General features: G+C 40.9%; 11 protein-coding genes. 3 read left to right on the top strand and 8 right to left on the bottom strand.

Annotated features, from left to right (window positions below):
• Positions 1 to 21: 21 nt before the first annotated feature.
• From BLS33_RS03065 to mnmE, 3 genes are all read right to left on the bottom strand, one after another.
• The gene (locus tag BLS33_RS03065; protein ID WP_089885154.1) at positions 22 to 4,800 is read right to left on the bottom strand and encodes a T9SS type A sorting domain-containing protein; all 4,779 of its coding nucleotides are present in this window, start codon (positions 4,798 to 4,800) and stop codon (positions 22 to 24) included.
• Between the two features lie 979 nt (positions 4,801 to 5,779).
• Complete coding sequence (locus tag BLS33_RS03060) at positions 5,780 to 6,709, bottom strand: hypothetical protein (protein WP_089885151.1); 930 nt, start codon at positions 6,707 to 6,709, stop codon at positions 5,780 to 5,782.
• Between the two features lie 325 nt (positions 6,710 to 7,034).
• Positions 7,035 to 8,447, bottom strand: coding sequence for a tRNA uridine-5-carboxymethylaminomethyl(34) synthesis GTPase MnmE (mnmE, locus tag BLS33_RS03055; RefSeq protein ID WP_089885149.1), 1,413 nt, complete (start codon positions 8,445 to 8,447; stop codon positions 7,035 to 7,037).
• 149 nt (positions 8,448 to 8,596) lie between these two features.
• Here mnmE and BLS33_RS03050 point away from each other — a divergent pair, with 149 nt between their 5' ends.
• Together BLS33_RS03050 and BLS33_RS03045 are read left to right on the top strand one after the other, a co-directional pair.
• On the top strand, positions 8,597 to 9,049 hold the full coding sequence (locus tag BLS33_RS03050; RefSeq protein ID WP_143017563.1) for a hypothetical protein: 453 nt from the start codon (positions 8,597 to 8,599) through the stop codon (positions 9,047 to 9,049).
• 79 nt (positions 9,050 to 9,128) lie between these two features.
• A complete protein-coding gene (locus tag BLS33_RS03045) occupies positions 9,129 to 9,467 on the top strand; it encodes a DUF4870 domain-containing protein (RefSeq protein ID WP_089886194.1) in 339 nt (112 codons plus the stop codon).
• A gap of 73 nt (positions 9,468 to 9,540) precedes the next feature.
• On the opposite strand, the gene dnaN is transcribed toward BLS33_RS03045, so the two are convergent.
• The 5 genes from dnaN to BLS33_RS03020 all read right to left on the bottom strand — a co-directional run bounded on the left by dnaN (position 9,541) and on the right by BLS33_RS03020 (position 14,330).
• Positions 9,541 to 10,659 carry a DNA polymerase III subunit beta gene (dnaN, locus tag BLS33_RS03040; RefSeq protein ID WP_089885145.1) on the bottom strand — a complete coding sequence of 373 codons (1,119 nt, stop codon included), beginning with the start codon at positions 10,657 to 10,659 and terminating at the stop codon, positions 9,541 to 9,543.
• Positions 10,660 to 10,801: 142 nt separating this feature from the next.
• Entirely contained in the window at positions 10,802 to 12,466 is a 1,665-nt protein-coding gene (gene gldG / locus BLS33_RS03035) for a gliding motility-associated ABC transporter substrate-binding protein GldG (RefSeq protein WP_089885143.1), read from the bottom strand.
• Complete coding sequence (gldF, locus tag BLS33_RS03030; RefSeq protein ID WP_089885140.1) at positions 12,463 to 13,197, bottom strand: gliding motility-associated ABC transporter permease subunit GldF; 735 nt, start codon at positions 13,195 to 13,197, stop codon at positions 12,463 to 12,465. Before gldF ends, gldG begins: the two co-directional genes overlap by 4 nt.
• 5 nt (positions 13,198 to 13,202) lie before the next feature.
• Positions 13,203 to 13,499 carry a putative quinol monooxygenase gene (locus tag BLS33_RS03025; protein WP_089885139.1) on the bottom strand — a complete coding sequence of 99 codons (297 nt, stop codon included), beginning with the start codon at positions 13,497 to 13,499 and terminating at the stop codon, positions 13,203 to 13,205.
• Positions 13,500 to 14,330, bottom strand: a complete 831-nt coding sequence (locus BLS33_RS03020) for an SAM hydrolase/SAM-dependent halogenase family protein (protein WP_089885137.1) — start codon at positions 14,328 to 14,330, stop codon at positions 13,500 to 13,502.
• A gap of 127 nt (positions 14,331 to 14,457) precedes the next feature.
• Between BLS33_RS03020 and BLS33_RS03015 the strand changes: the two genes are divergently transcribed.
• Complete coding sequence (locus BLS33_RS03015) at positions 14,458 to 15,411, top strand: PhoH family protein (protein WP_089885135.1); 954 nt, start codon at positions 14,458 to 14,460, stop codon at positions 15,409 to 15,411.
• Positions 15,412 to 15,458 lie beyond the last annotated feature (47 nt).

Here is a 15,458-nt window from a genome sequence, read left to right as displayed (position 1 = left end):
ACGTATTTGTGTATGCAAGAATTATTTTACGATAAATTGAATAGTTTGTGTTTGTCTTTTTGTCCTACATGCCAAAATATAGACTCCGGCCTGCAAGTTTGCCGGTAATTTTATCTCAAACTGTGCTTTATCAGCTTTCAATGTTTCAATTAATATTCCGCTAGGACTATAAATTGAAACCGTCATATCCTTTAATTCATCCGCATCAAAATCTGTGAACAAAGTGGTAGTTGCATTAGCTTGAACTGGGTTAGGAGCTAATTTGACCTTAGCAGACACGTTTGCCTGAATATTGAACGGGCAGGTACGTAAAACATCCCCGCTTTCAGTTGTCATTTCTGCGTAATAGACTGCATTCGGATCAAGTAAATCCGTTGCTTCATCACCTTCTGAGTAGTATTGCTCCTTACCCACTTTTTGATTATTTCTATACCATACAAAGTCAGTAAATTTATACCCTCCATTAGTATTGGGATTATTTTTGACCAGCAAAAGATTATTAAATTTTTGTTCTATAATTTGGTCAAAATCGAAAAGCTTGGTTATTGCAAGATTGTAGGTCTTAACAACTGTTCTATCCTGGGAGTTAATAGTAAAAGTCTTTCTATAAATTCCAGGACCTTCCATGCTTATATCAAATGACGTTGCTATGTCGCTAGAAGAATTTTCCTCAGTAGTATAACTTATCGATATAGAATCACTATTATCGCTACAGTCCAGTGTAAATTCAATGGTTTCTTCCGGATTTTGAATCACAGTCCCATTAATTATAATTGACAATATGGATGCATTCATGCTAGTAATCACCAAATCTTGAGACACTACCTCTGCCTGTAGGTAATTTGAATTACCCAGTTGAGAAGCGGTTATAGTTATTGTACCCGAAGTTAACAGGTTTACAAAACCTGTTGCACTCACAGTTGCGGCATTATTTGTAGAGTTAAAGGAATAGGTATAAGCTATCGGTAAACCAGATTCTGCAATCGCGTCTAACTGAAAATCACTACTTTTTTCAAGACTTTTTGTAGGTAAATTATTAAAAGTGATTTTTTGTGTTGCCTTATTTATGGTCAATACAGCAGTTAAGTCTATTGTCGGGCAAGCTTCGCTTACGGGTTGGATATGAGCTGTAACCGTATAAGTTCCTGCTTCTGTTTGATTATTATTTGTATAAGTAACAGATGCTCCCAAAGGTAATCCTTCAACTGCAATATTCTTTGGTGTACCATCATAAGTGAAATTTTGGTCTGTAAAGGTGACTGTTTCTATTGAGGAGGGTATAACAATTATACTTTGAGTTTGTGTTGAAGTGTTTCCATTACCATCATCGTAGGTCCAGGTTACGATTGTTGTTCCCAACGTAGTAATTGGAAGGGCTATATCTTTTGTAACGGTTACCGTTGCACCACTGTTGTCCGTTGCGGTTGGTGCAATTAAGGTTGTTACTTCACATTTAGCGGTTACACTTTCTAATGATATCACATCTGCTACTGGTGCTACTGCATCCACAATTATCAACAGGGCAGACCCAACACCGTTCAATGTAAGGTCGGCACCGTTGCCCGCGCCGTCACTGACGGTCCCACCATTGGAAGCCAATGCCCCGACCGTAATCCCATCGGCATCAGAATCGCCCGCCTGTAAGATATATCTAAAAAGTAGGGATCCCGTACCGGAACCGCTCTGGTAAACAGCCTGGCGAGTGGTCGACCCTATAGTAATGGCCAACTGGGGTGTTCCGCCCGTTGTATTCACCGTTACATTTTCGCTGAAATCGATTGTGAAGTCTAGATTCTGACCCGATGCGTACGTGCCGTTGGCCGTTAGGGTCACACTGCTGACACTAGGTGCCACTGCATCCACAAATACCGACAGGGCAGACCCAACACCGTTCAAAGTAAGGTCGGCACCGTTGCCCGCGCCGTCCCTGATGGTCCCGCCATTGGAAGCCAATGCCCCGACCGTAATCCCATCGGCATCGGAATCCCCGTCCTGTACCGCGTACCTAAAAAGAAGGGATCCTGTACCGGACCCGCTCTGGTAAACAGCCTGGCGAGTGGTAGCTCCAATAACGATGGCCAACTGTGGTGTTCCACCCGTTGTATTCACCGTTACATTTTCGCTTAAATTGACCGTGAAGTCAAGGTTCTGACCCGATACGTAAGTGCCGTTGGCCGGTAGGACCACACTGCTGACAGTGGGTGCAACCGCGTCGACCAAAACGGATGCGGTGGCCCCCACACTGTTCAATGTAAGGTCTGCATCGTTGCCTGCGCCGTCCCTGATGGTCCCGCCATTGGCTGCAAAAGTACCTACAGCGATTCCGTCCGCATCGGAATCCCCGTCCTGGACCGTGTATCTAAAAAGAAGGGATCCAGTACCGGACCCGCTCTGGTAGACCGCCTGGCGAGTGGTAGCTCCAATAACGATGGCCAACTGGGGTGTTCCACCCGTTGTATTCACCGTTACATTTTCGCTGAAATTGACCGTGAAGTCCAGGTTCTGTCCCGATATGTAAGTGGCGTTGGCGGGTACTGTCACGCTGGTGACGGTAGGTGCGACCGCGTCGACCAAAACGGATGCGGTGGCCCCCACACTGTTCAATGTAAGGTCGGCATCGTTGCCTGAGCCGTCCTTGATGGTCCCGCCATTGGTTGCCAAAGTACCTACCGCTATCCCGTCCGCATCGGAATCGGAGGTCTGTACGGTGTACCTAAAAAGTAGGGATCCAGTACCGGACCCGCTTTGATAGATAGCCTGGCGTGCGGTGCCTCCAATTGTAATCGCCAACTGGGGCGTTCCGCCCGTTGTATTTACCGTTGCGTTGTCGCTGAAATTGACAGTGAAGTCCATGTTCTGTCCCGAGATGTAAGTGCCGTTGGCAGGTACTGTCACGCTGGTGACGGCTGGTGCTACCGCGTCGACCAAAACGGATGCGGTGGCCCCCACACTGTTCAATGTAAGGTTGGCATCGTTGCCCGCGCCGTCCCTGATGGTCCCGCCATTGGAGGCTAATACTCCGACCGTAATACCATCGGCATCGGAATCCCCGTCCTGGACGGTGTACCTAAAAAGCAATGAATTAGACCCGGACCCGCTCTGGTAGGCCGCCTGGCGTGTGGTGGCTCCAATTGTAATCGCCAACTGGGGCGTTCCGCTACCAGTATTTACCGTTATGTTTTCGCTGAAATTGACCGTGAAGTCGATATTCTGACCTGATATGTAGGTGGCATTGGCGGGTACTGTCACGCTGGTGACGGTAGGTGCGACTGCGTCGACCAAAACGGATGCGGTGGCCCCCACACTGTTCAATGTAAGGTTGGCATCGTTGCTTGCGCCGTCCCTGATGGTTGCGCCATTGGAAGCCAAAGCGCCTATCGCAATCCCGTCCGTATCGGAATCGGAGGTCTGTACGGTGTACCTAAAAAGAAGGAATCCTGTACCGGACCCGCTTTGATAGATAGCCTGGCGTGCGGTGGCTCCAATCGTAATCGCCAACTGGGGCGTTCCGCCACCAGTATTTACCGTTACGTTTTCGCTGAAATTGAGCGTGAAGTCCAGGTTCTGTCCAGATATGTAAGTGGCGTTGGCGGGTACTGTCACGCTGGTGACGGTAGGTGCGACCGCGTCGACCAAAACCGATGCGGTGGCCCCCACACTGTTCAATGTAAGGTCGGCATCGTTGCCCGCGCCGTCCCTGATGGTCCCGCCATTGGCTGCCAAAGTACCTACCGCTATCCCGTCCGTATCGGAATCCGAGGTCTGTACGGTGTACCTGAAAAGTAGAGATCCTGTACCCGACCCGTTCTGATAGACCGCCTGGCGTGTGGTGGCTCCAATCGTAACTGCCAGCCGGGGCGTTCCGCCGCCGGTATTTACCGTTACGTTGTCGCTGAAATTGACCGTGAAGTCTAGGTTCTGTCCCGCTATGTAGGTGGCGTTGGCCGGTACTGTCACGCTAGTGACGGTAGGTGCAGCGGCACTAGTGGTAAAACTTTTTTGGCTACCATAGCTTGTTCCTGCTGAGTTTATAGCATAGGCCCTAACATAATAAGTAGTACTAGCAGTAAGACCTGTAATAGACTGAGAAAAGGAGCCAGTCCCAGATGATATTTGAACTTTTGTATCTGAAGTTGTAGGATTTGAGGAAGTAGCATATACAACTCCTCGATCGGTTACCGTAGCCCCGCCATCTGCAGTTACATTTCCACCCAAGGTGGCAGTAGATTGCCCTAAACTGGAAGGGGTTGTGGTAGTAACTTCAGGTGCCGTACTTGCTGGAGAAATGGAAAAAGTAATATTTTGAAGGTCACCTGCCCCACTGGCGCTTGACCCATCTTCGCGCATGATAATCCTATCAATATAAGAAGCATTTACTGTTTTTGATGATCCATTAGAACCCCAGGTTACACTTTTAACAAATGTAGAGCCGTTATAGAACTCCAAAGAAGCTCCTTGAACATTAGTTCCATACGAAAAATAGACTGACTTCACATCTATTTTTTGACTAACGGAAATGGTCGCTGTTTTGGCTCCATTGGTACTCATGCTGTAAGCACCGTAGGCTACAGTGGCGCTTCCGCTAAGGTCGAAAGTAACGCCCTGCTCCGTCTTGGGATCACTATTTAAGGTGACTGTGTAATCCTGTGCATTAATAAAGCCAAAATTTAGAAAAATGAAAAGATGTATAAATCCCGTAGTTAAGTTTTTACTATTTATTCTAGCAAATGGTTGACTATGAATTACTACATTTTTTGATATTTTTTCAGAAAGTGCAGTTAGGTAGGCTCGTAAATTCATAATGTAGTAATGATTTGGCTTCAGGTTTCTAATAATAAAGTTTAATGAGTGTCAAGTTCAACACTGCATATAGTTTCGAAGGTTTTTGAGGAAGATTGCAGTATTAAAAAGGTATTGGTCAATAAGGCAACTGGTAAGTTGGTTATCATTACTGGTTTCAGCTCGTTTAGACCGTGAGGTGCTATATTCATTAATTGTATAGTTTATTTTTCTCTATTTCTGTAATCCATAATGTAGGATAAACGCTACAAAAATTAATTTATTATAATAAGATTAGATGTCAGATTATGTGAAAAAATTAAATACTACTTAGTGAAAATAGTCTTGCAACAGGGTGGATGGAAAAAAATGGAAGAATTATCGACTAATAATGTTTAGCACTAAAATATATACCTCATAAACTTATTTTTTTTGGTGTGTTCATAGTTCATTTAGATCGATGCTTCATTGAATTTCAGATGCGAATACTGAGATGGAGAATTTTTTGTGTCAGTTTGGTAATCTTGTTAAAAAAAGGGTTTACCAAATTTCAAATAAATGTTTCATCATTATTGAAGAGCCACACAAAATGATGTTTAAATTAAATTATAAAAGGGAAAAGGTAAAGACGCACGGAAAAATGAAAATGACAACTTAGAAAACTACTAAGGAAAAGAAAAAAGAATGAAGGGGGTCAAAGTAGGAGGGAAGTAATGTGCGTTAGAGCGGTCTGTCTCAGCACTCATTTTACTCCTGTTAAATTCCCGTATTCGTAAAATCTTAAAGATGCCTGCCCGTATTAGGCCCTCAAAACTGGAGGCTTTGAGACTGTGTGACGTGTTCGTGTATGGTTAGTTAAGTGGTTTTCAAGCAACTAATTTTATACGGATTAAACAGTGTTTTGCTATTGCGAAATCAGGAAGGTCATAAAATATCAAAATCAGGGAGAAATGGTTTGTTTTTTATCTTAGTCCTTTTGTTGGCTGTAGTTTTGTTGACTTTAAACTCGATATCTCATCATTATTTTATGAGAATCAGCAGTTTTTTGATGGTAATAAATGATGTTTTTATCGACAGTTAAAGTAGGAGCTTCTATTAAACTCAAAATAGTCTCCGAAAATAAAACTCTTGGAATTGAAAATTCGAGTGTAGAATTGTCTCTCACTGCAACGCATATTTCGAAAACAGTACTCGATGTGATTTCTCCTTTTGAATATCGTGTGTAATAAAATTCTAGGTTATCACTACTTATACAAGGCGCATAATAAATATAATTGGTATCATTAATGTTTTGTAGAATTGATGCAGAATTTTGAAGGGTACTAAAAGTTGAAACATTGACTTTTTTTGCAATTCCAATTGTTGTTTCACAAGGACCTTGGCAATTCAGGTCGTCAAACCTTGCGTTATTGAAGTACAAATATTGTCCATCTAAACTTATTCCATGATCCATAGTTAACCAACCTGGTGTATTCATATTAAAGTCCCCTTGAACTCTTTCAATACCACTAATATTTCCAGAACTAAAAGTACCATGAAAAAGGTTATTTAATTCCGCAGGATAATTCCTGGTTGATGTCCAATAAAAATCGCCATTACCATCCATATCAGCAACTGCATCTAAATGTGGTGGTGTTGTTTGATTTGCGCCTATTAATTCTCCAGCAAAATTGAAAGTCGAATCATTGACTTTTGTCGCATAATACAGCTTTGTATTTACACCATCATTTAAATTATTAAAGAATATATAATTTCCACTGGGTGAGATAAAAGGTTCCATTGCATCAAAAGTTAAGCCATTAATTTGTACTTCAATTTCTGAACCAAATTCAGGATATATAATGGGTGAATTATTAATTTCATTATCATTTGATGAGCATGAAAATATTAATAATACAAGTGAAATTATATAAATGGGTATTATTCGCATTTATGATTTTTAAATGTTCGTTAGGGCAGATAGTTTACAAAGTTAAAGGGACATAGTTTACACATTGTAGAATTCATGAAACAAAAAAGCTTTCCCATTTTTTTGATATTTTCTGCTTTAGGTTGATTTTTATAATAAAGAGTTTAAAAGTGAAATTTTTCCGCCTTTTAGGTAAAAAAATTCAACGAGGTTTAAACCAGGTGAACTAAATGTATGATAATAAGAGATTAAGAGAAAGAGAAAAGAAAAATATATTCCAATAACGTATTGATTTACAGATATATGAAATCAGATAAAACCTTATAAGACCAAATGAAATTCGTATTTATTTCCCGATGCAAAAGTTGCTGAAGATGTTACCCAGAAGCTCGTCATTCGTGACTTGACCTGTAATAAGCCCTAAGTGATATAGCGCTTCCCGAACGTCGATAGCCATTAGATCACTAGGCAATTCTTCATCCATACCAAACTGTACCTTTTCGATTTCTTCCAAAGCCTTTAATAAGGCATTATAATGCCGTGTATTGGTCACTATGGTTTCGTTGTTTCTTAGGGCACCTGTATTAACGAATTGCAGCAATTTGTTTTCCAGGTCAGCGACTCCTTCCTTGGTTTTAGCCGAAATAAAAAGAGTAGTTTGCCGCTTGTCGTCATCGGGCAGTTTTTCTTTGAACATAGACAGTTGATCTTCGGTCAACCTGTCTAGTTTGTTGATAAGTAAAACGATCGATTTTAAAGGGAACTTATTTTTTATTTTTTCAATTTCGTTTTTTAAGGTGTCCATGGCTCCAGCAGCGGTTAACTGCCAACCGTCCACTAAGTATAAAACGACGTGCGCCTGGGCTATTTTCTCGAAGGTTCTTCTGATTCCTATACTTTCCACCACATCTTGGGTTTCTCGTATGCCTGCCGTATCTATAAAACGAAATCCGATTCCACCTATTGAAATTTCATCTTCGATCGTGTCGCGTGTGGTGCCGGCTACATCGCTAACAATAGCCCGTTCTTCGTTCAAAAGGGCATTGAGCAAAGTTGATTTTCCCACATTGGGTTCACCGACAATGGCCACGGGAATTCCATTTTTGATAACATTACCGACCGCAAAAGAATCGATAAGCCCTTTCAATACGGTTTGAATACGCTGTAATAGTTCTTTAAACTGGCTACGATCTGCAAATTCAACGTCTTCTTCCGAAAAATCGAGTTCCAATTCTATAAGTGAAGCGAAGTTCAAAAGTTCTTCCCGTAGTGTCTTAATTTCATTGCTGAAGCCGCCACGCATTTGCTGTATCGCAATTTGATGGCTAGCCTCGTTATCGGAAGCAATAAGGTCGGCAACGGCTTCGGCTTGGCTCAAATCGAGTTTTCCGTTTAAAAAGGCCCGTAAGGTAAACTCCCCTGCATCCGCCGTACGACAGCCATTTCGTAAAAAAAGTTGAATGATCTGTTGTTGAATGTACGGTGAACCATGACAAGATATTTCCACTACATTTTCACCGGTATACGAATGGGGACCTTTAAAGATAGATACTAAGACCTCGTCCATAACACGTTTATCTTCAACAATATGCCCTAGGTGAATCGTATGCGTTTTTTGATCGATAAGGTTTTTTCCCCTTATCGATTTGAAGTAATCGGAAGCCAACGCGATGGCATTACTTCCTGAAATACGGATTACGGCAATAGCCCCAGCACCTGAGGGTGTCGCCAAAGCAATTATAGTGTCATTTGGAATCATCGGGTAAAAATAATCAAAATGGAGCAAGGAAAACCCTAGTATTGTTTTGATGTTCTTTTTATGCGAATTGGTACGCTATTTGATTAAATTTAATGTGTAGGATAATACAGCGTGCACTCAAAAAAATACTAACCAAATTCCCTCGTAAAATGAAAAAGACACTATTAACATTCGTTTCGATTTTAGTTTTCAATTTGATTACCAATGCCCAAGTTACGGAGCAAGCTCAAGACTCCGTCGGACTGGCCGCAGTTGTAGCAGAACAGCAGGCCCAAGCGCTAGAGCTCAAGGAGCAGAAAAGAATGGAGAAAGAAGTTAAGAATGCTGAAAAGGCACAAAAAAAAGCAGAAAAAGCGCAAAAGAAAGCGGAGAAAGAAGTAAAGAAGCGTGAAAAGTTGATGGATGATATAAAATCAAAAAGAAAATCGATTGCCAAAGACGAGAAAAAATTGATGAAGATGCGTGAGAAAATGCAGCTTGATAAATTTAAAGGCAAACTTTCGCCCAACGATGTTACAAAAATGAACAAGAAAATCGATAATCTAAGATCGGGACTTGTCAAGGATATTGAAAAGCTTAGAAAATTGGAACGAAAGCAATAGGGCCGGAAATTTTGAGCGTTGTATTGTAACAAATTGGTTGGTTGTGCGTCATATAGGTACATCAATTAAAAACACAATCATGCAAACGGAAAACAGAACACTTTTAGCAGCGACCCATTTAAGTCAGTTGTTAGATTTTGTAACAGGAATAGGGGGACTGATCGTACCCTTGGTATTATGGCTTACCCAACGGGATAAGGTCGTGGATATGGATGAAAATGGCAAAGCCATCATCAACTTTAGAATCAGCATGTTTCTTTATGTACTGCTGTGCGTACCATTGATTTTGGTATTTGGACTCGGATTATTAGGATTTTTAGTACTAGGGGTGCTATATTTTATATTCCCAATTGTAAATGCCATCAAGGCAAGCAAAGGAGAGGCACCTCATTACCCGATGAGCATAAAGTTTGTATAGCGCTATAGGCTATGAAAAATAAAAAAGGCATTGTTTCGAAAACAATGCCTTTTTTTATATGCTATTTTGAGTATTAGTTGTTCAACATCACGGGCATAACCAACATAGTTACATTCTCGCCTTCATCCAACCCATCTACAGGTGTAAGTATACCGGCTCTGTTCGGTAAGCTCATTTCCAAAGAAACTTCATCGGCATTCAGGTTGTTCAACATCTCGGTCAAGAACCTGGAGTTAAAGCCAATTTGCATATCGTCACCTTGATACGAACAGGTCAAGCGTTCTTCCGCTTTGTTGCTGTAATCCATATCCTCGGCAGAAATGTTCAGTTCGGCCCCTGCAATCTTTAAACGAATTTGATGCGTGGTCTTATTCGAAAATATAGAAACGCGTCGTACGGAGCTTAAAAATTGATTTCTTGAAATGGTTAATTTATTCGGATTTTCTTTTGGAATTACCGCTTCGTAGTTCGGGTATTTTCCATCAATCAAGCGGCAGATAAGTTCCGTATTATCAAAAGTGAATTTAGCGTTGCTATCGTTGTATTCTATAAGTACATCAGATTCGCTCCCTGCCAAAATACCTTTTAAAAGTGTCAATGGTTTCTTGGGCATAATGAATTCTGCAACTTGGGAAGCTGAAACATCGTTACGCTGATATTTTACCAATTTATGGGCATCGGTGGCAACGAAAGTTAGATTCTCTGGAGAGAATTGAAAAAATACACCGCTCATTACGGGTCTTAAATCATCATTACCTGCAGCGAATATTGTTTTGTTAATGGCAGAAGCCAAAATATCACCCAGAATAGTCGTTTCACTTGGATTGGCCAATTCAACAGCCTTAGGGAATTCCGCACCGTCGGCATAAGCCAAGGCGTATTTTCCATGATTTGAACTGATCTCGACCGTGTTGTTGTCTTCAACGACAAATGTTAAGGGTTGTTCGGGAAAAGTCTTCAAAGTCTCTAGCAACAACCGAGCAGGAACGGCAATGGTACCTTCGTTATCAGAATCAACATCTAAAACCGAACTCATGGTGGTTTCAAGGTCGGAGGCCGAAACAGTCAGTTTATCCTGTTTAAGGTCAAATAGAAAATTGTCTAAAATAGGCAGTGTATTACTGTTATTGATTACACCTCCCAAAACTTGTAGCTGCTTTAATAAATATGTGCTCGATACTATGAATTTCATTCGTTTCGCATTTTGTTATAGTTCTCTCCTTTCAACGGGAATATAGTGTTTAAAAAGCCATTGGGAGACGAAAAAATCCCCGAATACACCTCGAACAAAGATATTTTAAATGTCCATTTTTAAGAAACAAACTTATTAACACTTACACTCCATATTTTTTCTTGCGGATATAGCTGAATGCAAGTCCGAAAATAAGAATTAAAACAACGGGAATACCAATGTTTACTAGTTGCCACTTCGTTTTTTGTTCTTCAATTTTTTTGACGTCCAGCATAGGGATATTGACGGTCTTGTTTCGTATGTTTATAAGTCCTGAATCGTCTAATAGGTAATTTAGGCTATTTATTAGAAATTCTTTATTGCCATAATGGTTGTTGGTCCATTTATCATATCCTAATGCCAAAGGCCGTCCATTTCTCAATTGGTTTTTAATGATATCTCCATCAGCAATAACCAGCATTTTGTTGTCGACGCCATTTTCTAAAGTACCATTTAATTTTAATGGTTTTACCCTTTTGTCGAACGCTGACTTGAATTTACCTTCTATCAATACCGCTAACGGTTTGTTGCCATCGGTATACTGTTCTTTTATGGGCGGAACATCAATAATATCGAGACTAATTTGTTTTGGGGTACCCTCTACTTTAGAAAGCGGTGAACTGCTTAGTACCACCGTTTTTTTATTTGAGTTCGCTAACGTATCCATGGCACTGGTGAACTGAAAGCGAAGCGCTTCTAAATTATTGTTTGTCGGATGATCATTTTTTGAAAACACCATGGGATTATAATACCAAGGCACCGGGTTATATTGTGAATCGTTGCCTTCACCGCTTGCCAACACGATTTGTGTAAAATACATGTCATTGACCAAAACAGGGTTGATACGCACCCCATAACTAAAAAAGAAATCGTTTAAATTCAAATTGCGGGGCAAAGCCAGCGCCGTGCCTGTTTCGTTAAAAAGACTGTCAAGCTCCATATTTACTTGATCGACCAGCCAGACCGATTTCCCTCCGTTGACGATGTATTGGTCCATAACGTATTTTTCGCGATCAGAAAAAGCTTCGGTAGGTTTTGCTATCAACGCTAAATCATATGTTTTTAATTGATCTAGGGTACTTTGCGGGTTGGTCGCAACAGAATCAAGGGTAATGGCGCCAATATTGTAATACTCCTTTATTGCGGTCAAGAAATCGGCTAAAAAAATGTCATCCAGCTCCCCGTTTCCTTTGATGACCGCAACTCGTTTTTTTTCTTTTATCTGTAGTTTGGTAAAAGCATCGGCAAAAGCATATTCTAAATTTTGAACCGAATTGTTTATCCGTTCTTCAGATGATGCACCCAGTTTATTCTTTAGCAACGGAACCTTTACAGTCGAATTGTTATAATTGACCATGGCCCAAGGAAAGGCAATGTTCTGTGATAATTTGCTATTGTCCTCCACCGTAATTTGTGCTGGGGTAAGCCCTAAGGACTGAAGGTCGGCTATTGTGGCATCCGTATGTTCAGCATCTTCTAGAGGGTCTACAAAGGCAAACTTGATATTGTTGTTTTTTGAAGCGAACTCTTCCAAGAGTTGCTTTGTTTCGGTCTGAAGCCTAATGAATTCCGATGGTAGGTCTCCTGCCAATAGTACATCGATAACTACCGGGTTTTTAAAGTCAAGTACCGTATTCACGGCGGGCTGTGATAGCGTATAACGCTGGTCTTCGGTAAGGTCGAACCGCAGGTGTACAAAACCTGCCACAACGTTGACCAAAATTAGGCCAATTATTGCCTTTACAACCGATTGTAAGTTCTTTTTCATCGGCTATTGTTGGTTTTTAATTGAACGACGGCCAAGAATAGGAAGAATAGCGCCAAACTTAAAAAATAAATCAAATCGGCACTATCGATAACTCCGCGTGCAACACTTTCGAAATGGGCCTTCATTCCTAAATTCTGAATAAATATTGCGGTGTCACCGCTTGAAATCAAGGTGGATAAGGCTTCAAAACCGTAATAGAGCAAAAAGCAAATGAATACGGCCAAGATAAAAGATACAATTTGATTTTCAGATAGGGTAGAGGCGAACAGGCCGATAGCGGTATAGCAGGCAGCAAGAAAAAAGATTCCGAAATAGGAGCCTATTACCAAGCCCATGTCGAGGTTCCCTGTAATAGTCCCCAATTGCGAAATTGTGTACACATAGAGCAGTGTTGGTACCAAAGCGATCAAGGTGAGCACCAAGTTTCCGAAAAATTTGCCGAGCACCAATTGCCAAACGGTCAATGGCTTGATCAAAAGAAGCTCTAACGTTCCCAATTTCTTTTCCTCGGAAAAGCTTTTCATTGTTATGGCCGGAATAAGGAATAAAAATATCCACGGTGCCAATAAAAAAAAGTTTCCCAAATCAGCGAAGCCATAATCAAATACGTTGTAGGGGCCTTTGAATACCCAAAGGAATAATCCACAGAGAACCAAAAAAAGTCCGATGACCATGTAGCCTATCGGAGAGGTAAAGAAAGATCGTATTTCCCTTTTAAAAATTGCAAGCACTTTTATCAGTTTAATGTCTCTATTCGATTAACGCTCCATGCTTCTGGTTTTGCAGAAAACAAAGGTTTGGTCTGGCTCCAAACTTTCTTGAAAAAAGACGAAGCACGGTAAGCTTCCAAACTTTGTTCATCTTCCCAATGACTATAAGTAAAAAATACCCGGTCATCTTTCTTGTCTTGATACAGTTCCAGAAACCTACAGCCCTCAAAAGTGCGAATTTCTTGTTTGGTTTTCTGGAAAATTTGTTCAAAACTAGTAATATTTTCCTTTTTAAATGTCAGTTTTACGATTCGTACCAGCATTTATATAAAATTGATGGTGACAGTATCTCTATAATCAAGTCCTAGAAGGGTAGAGGCCCCGCCAACCGTATTTAAATCACTTTTGTATATGGCCAGCTCGACATAATTGGCAGAGTTAAAGATCGCCAGCACATCGCCGGCACCCTTTCGTTTACTTTTTTCTATATCAAAATTGATGATATCACTATAGGTATGATGAATTTGCTTGATTTTAGTGGTTCGTGCGCTCAATTCATAAGACCTTCCTTTTCGGTATGCTTCAAAGAAATTTTTATGAATATTGGTAACCACATTCCCATAATTATCGATGTAAATGACGCTTCCACTTATTTTATTTCCATTATCGGTGACACTAGGGGAGAATCCGCGAAGATCTCGCAATTCATCAAAGTCTTTGCCGACGACTTCCAAGGTTCCGCCCCGCGCAATATGGCAGGCCACTTTGACGAATACGTCCCTAACGGGAAACGAACCGTGATCGGGATTGGGAATCTTGATTTCCACCACTTTTTCGGGTTTGATTTCGGAAGTTATCAAACCAATCACTCCGTTGTTCGCCGTGATAAAATAATGCCCATCGACAAAGACGGCAATATGCTGATTTTCAGGTGTGGGTTCGGCATCGACGCCAACAATATGAATGGTGCCATCGGGAAAACTTTTATACGAGTTCTCTAGAATATAGGCGCATTCTTGAATGTTGAACGGACTAATGTTATGGGAAATGTCTACAATTTTGGCATCTGGCAATTCTTTGTAAATCGTCCCTTTTAGGGTGCCTACAAAATAATCCTTAAGTCCAAAATCGGTCGTTAGCGTTATAATTGCCATACAGCAATGTTGATATGTTTTTGGTAATGCAAACTGAAATTTTACTTAAGTTTGTTAAACAAAATTAAACAAAAAAATAGCCAAGCGAAATTAATATTCAACGGGTTTAATTTAAATCTTTCAATATTTGAACGAACTTATTCTAGAACTTACTGAAATAAGCCCAAGGGAGTTTTTTGGGCAGCAGAACGAAAACATAGATTTATTGAAAAAGTACTTTCCTAAGCTAAAAATTGTAGCAAGGGGAAATAAAATAAAGGTCTATGGCGAAGACGAATTGTTGAATGAGTTCGATAGGCGCTTTAACATGCTGACTGCGCATATTACCAAATACAATAAATTGGATGAGAATGTAATCGAAAGGGTACTTACCAGTAATACCAAGGAAGATTATGAATCTTCCCAAGAGAGTGGTGAGACTTTGGTACATGGGGTCAGTGGTCGGCTGATCAAAGCAAGAACGGTTAACCAGCGCAGATTGGTCGATGCCTCGAAAAAGAACGATATGGTATTTGCCATTGGTCCTGCCGGTACGGGAAAAACCTATACAGGTGTCGCCTTAGCAGTCAAAGCTTTGAAAGACAAGCAGGTAAGGCGTATCATATTAACTAGACCTGCGGTCGAGGCAGGTGAGAATTTAGGGTTTCTTCCGGGGGATCTAAAGGAAAAATTAGACCCTTATATGCAACCACTGTACGATGCCTTACGTGATATGATCGCTCCTGAAAAACTGGCACACTACATTGAAAACGGAACCATTCAAATTGCTCCGATGGCATTTATGCGGGGTAGAACACTGGATCATGCCTTTGTGATTTTGGATGAGGCGCAAAACACCACCCATGCACAGATGAAAATGTTCTTGACCCGAATGGGAAAAGACGCCAAATTTCTGATAACCGGGGATCCAGGACAAATTGACTTGCCGCGAAGGGTTATTTCCGGACTCAAGGAAGCACTTTTAGTGCTTACCAACGTAGCGGGAATAGAAATTATTTATCTTGATGATAAAGATGTCATACGGCATCGATTGGTCAAAAAGGTAATCGATGCCTATAAGAATATCGAACACCAGAATTAAAGGAATCGCAGGGCATCGGAATGAAGTGCCAAGTATTTTTAAATTGA

The sequence above is a fragment of the Kriegella aquimaris genome (assembly GCF_900103215.1).
In the GTDB taxonomy this organism is placed as follows: Bacteria; Bacteroidota; Bacteroidia; order Flavobacteriales; family Flavobacteriaceae; genus Kriegella; species Kriegella aquimaris.
The sequence above is the reverse complement of the archived record's forward strand: the minus strand, read 5'-3'. Positions and strand labels throughout refer to the sequence as shown.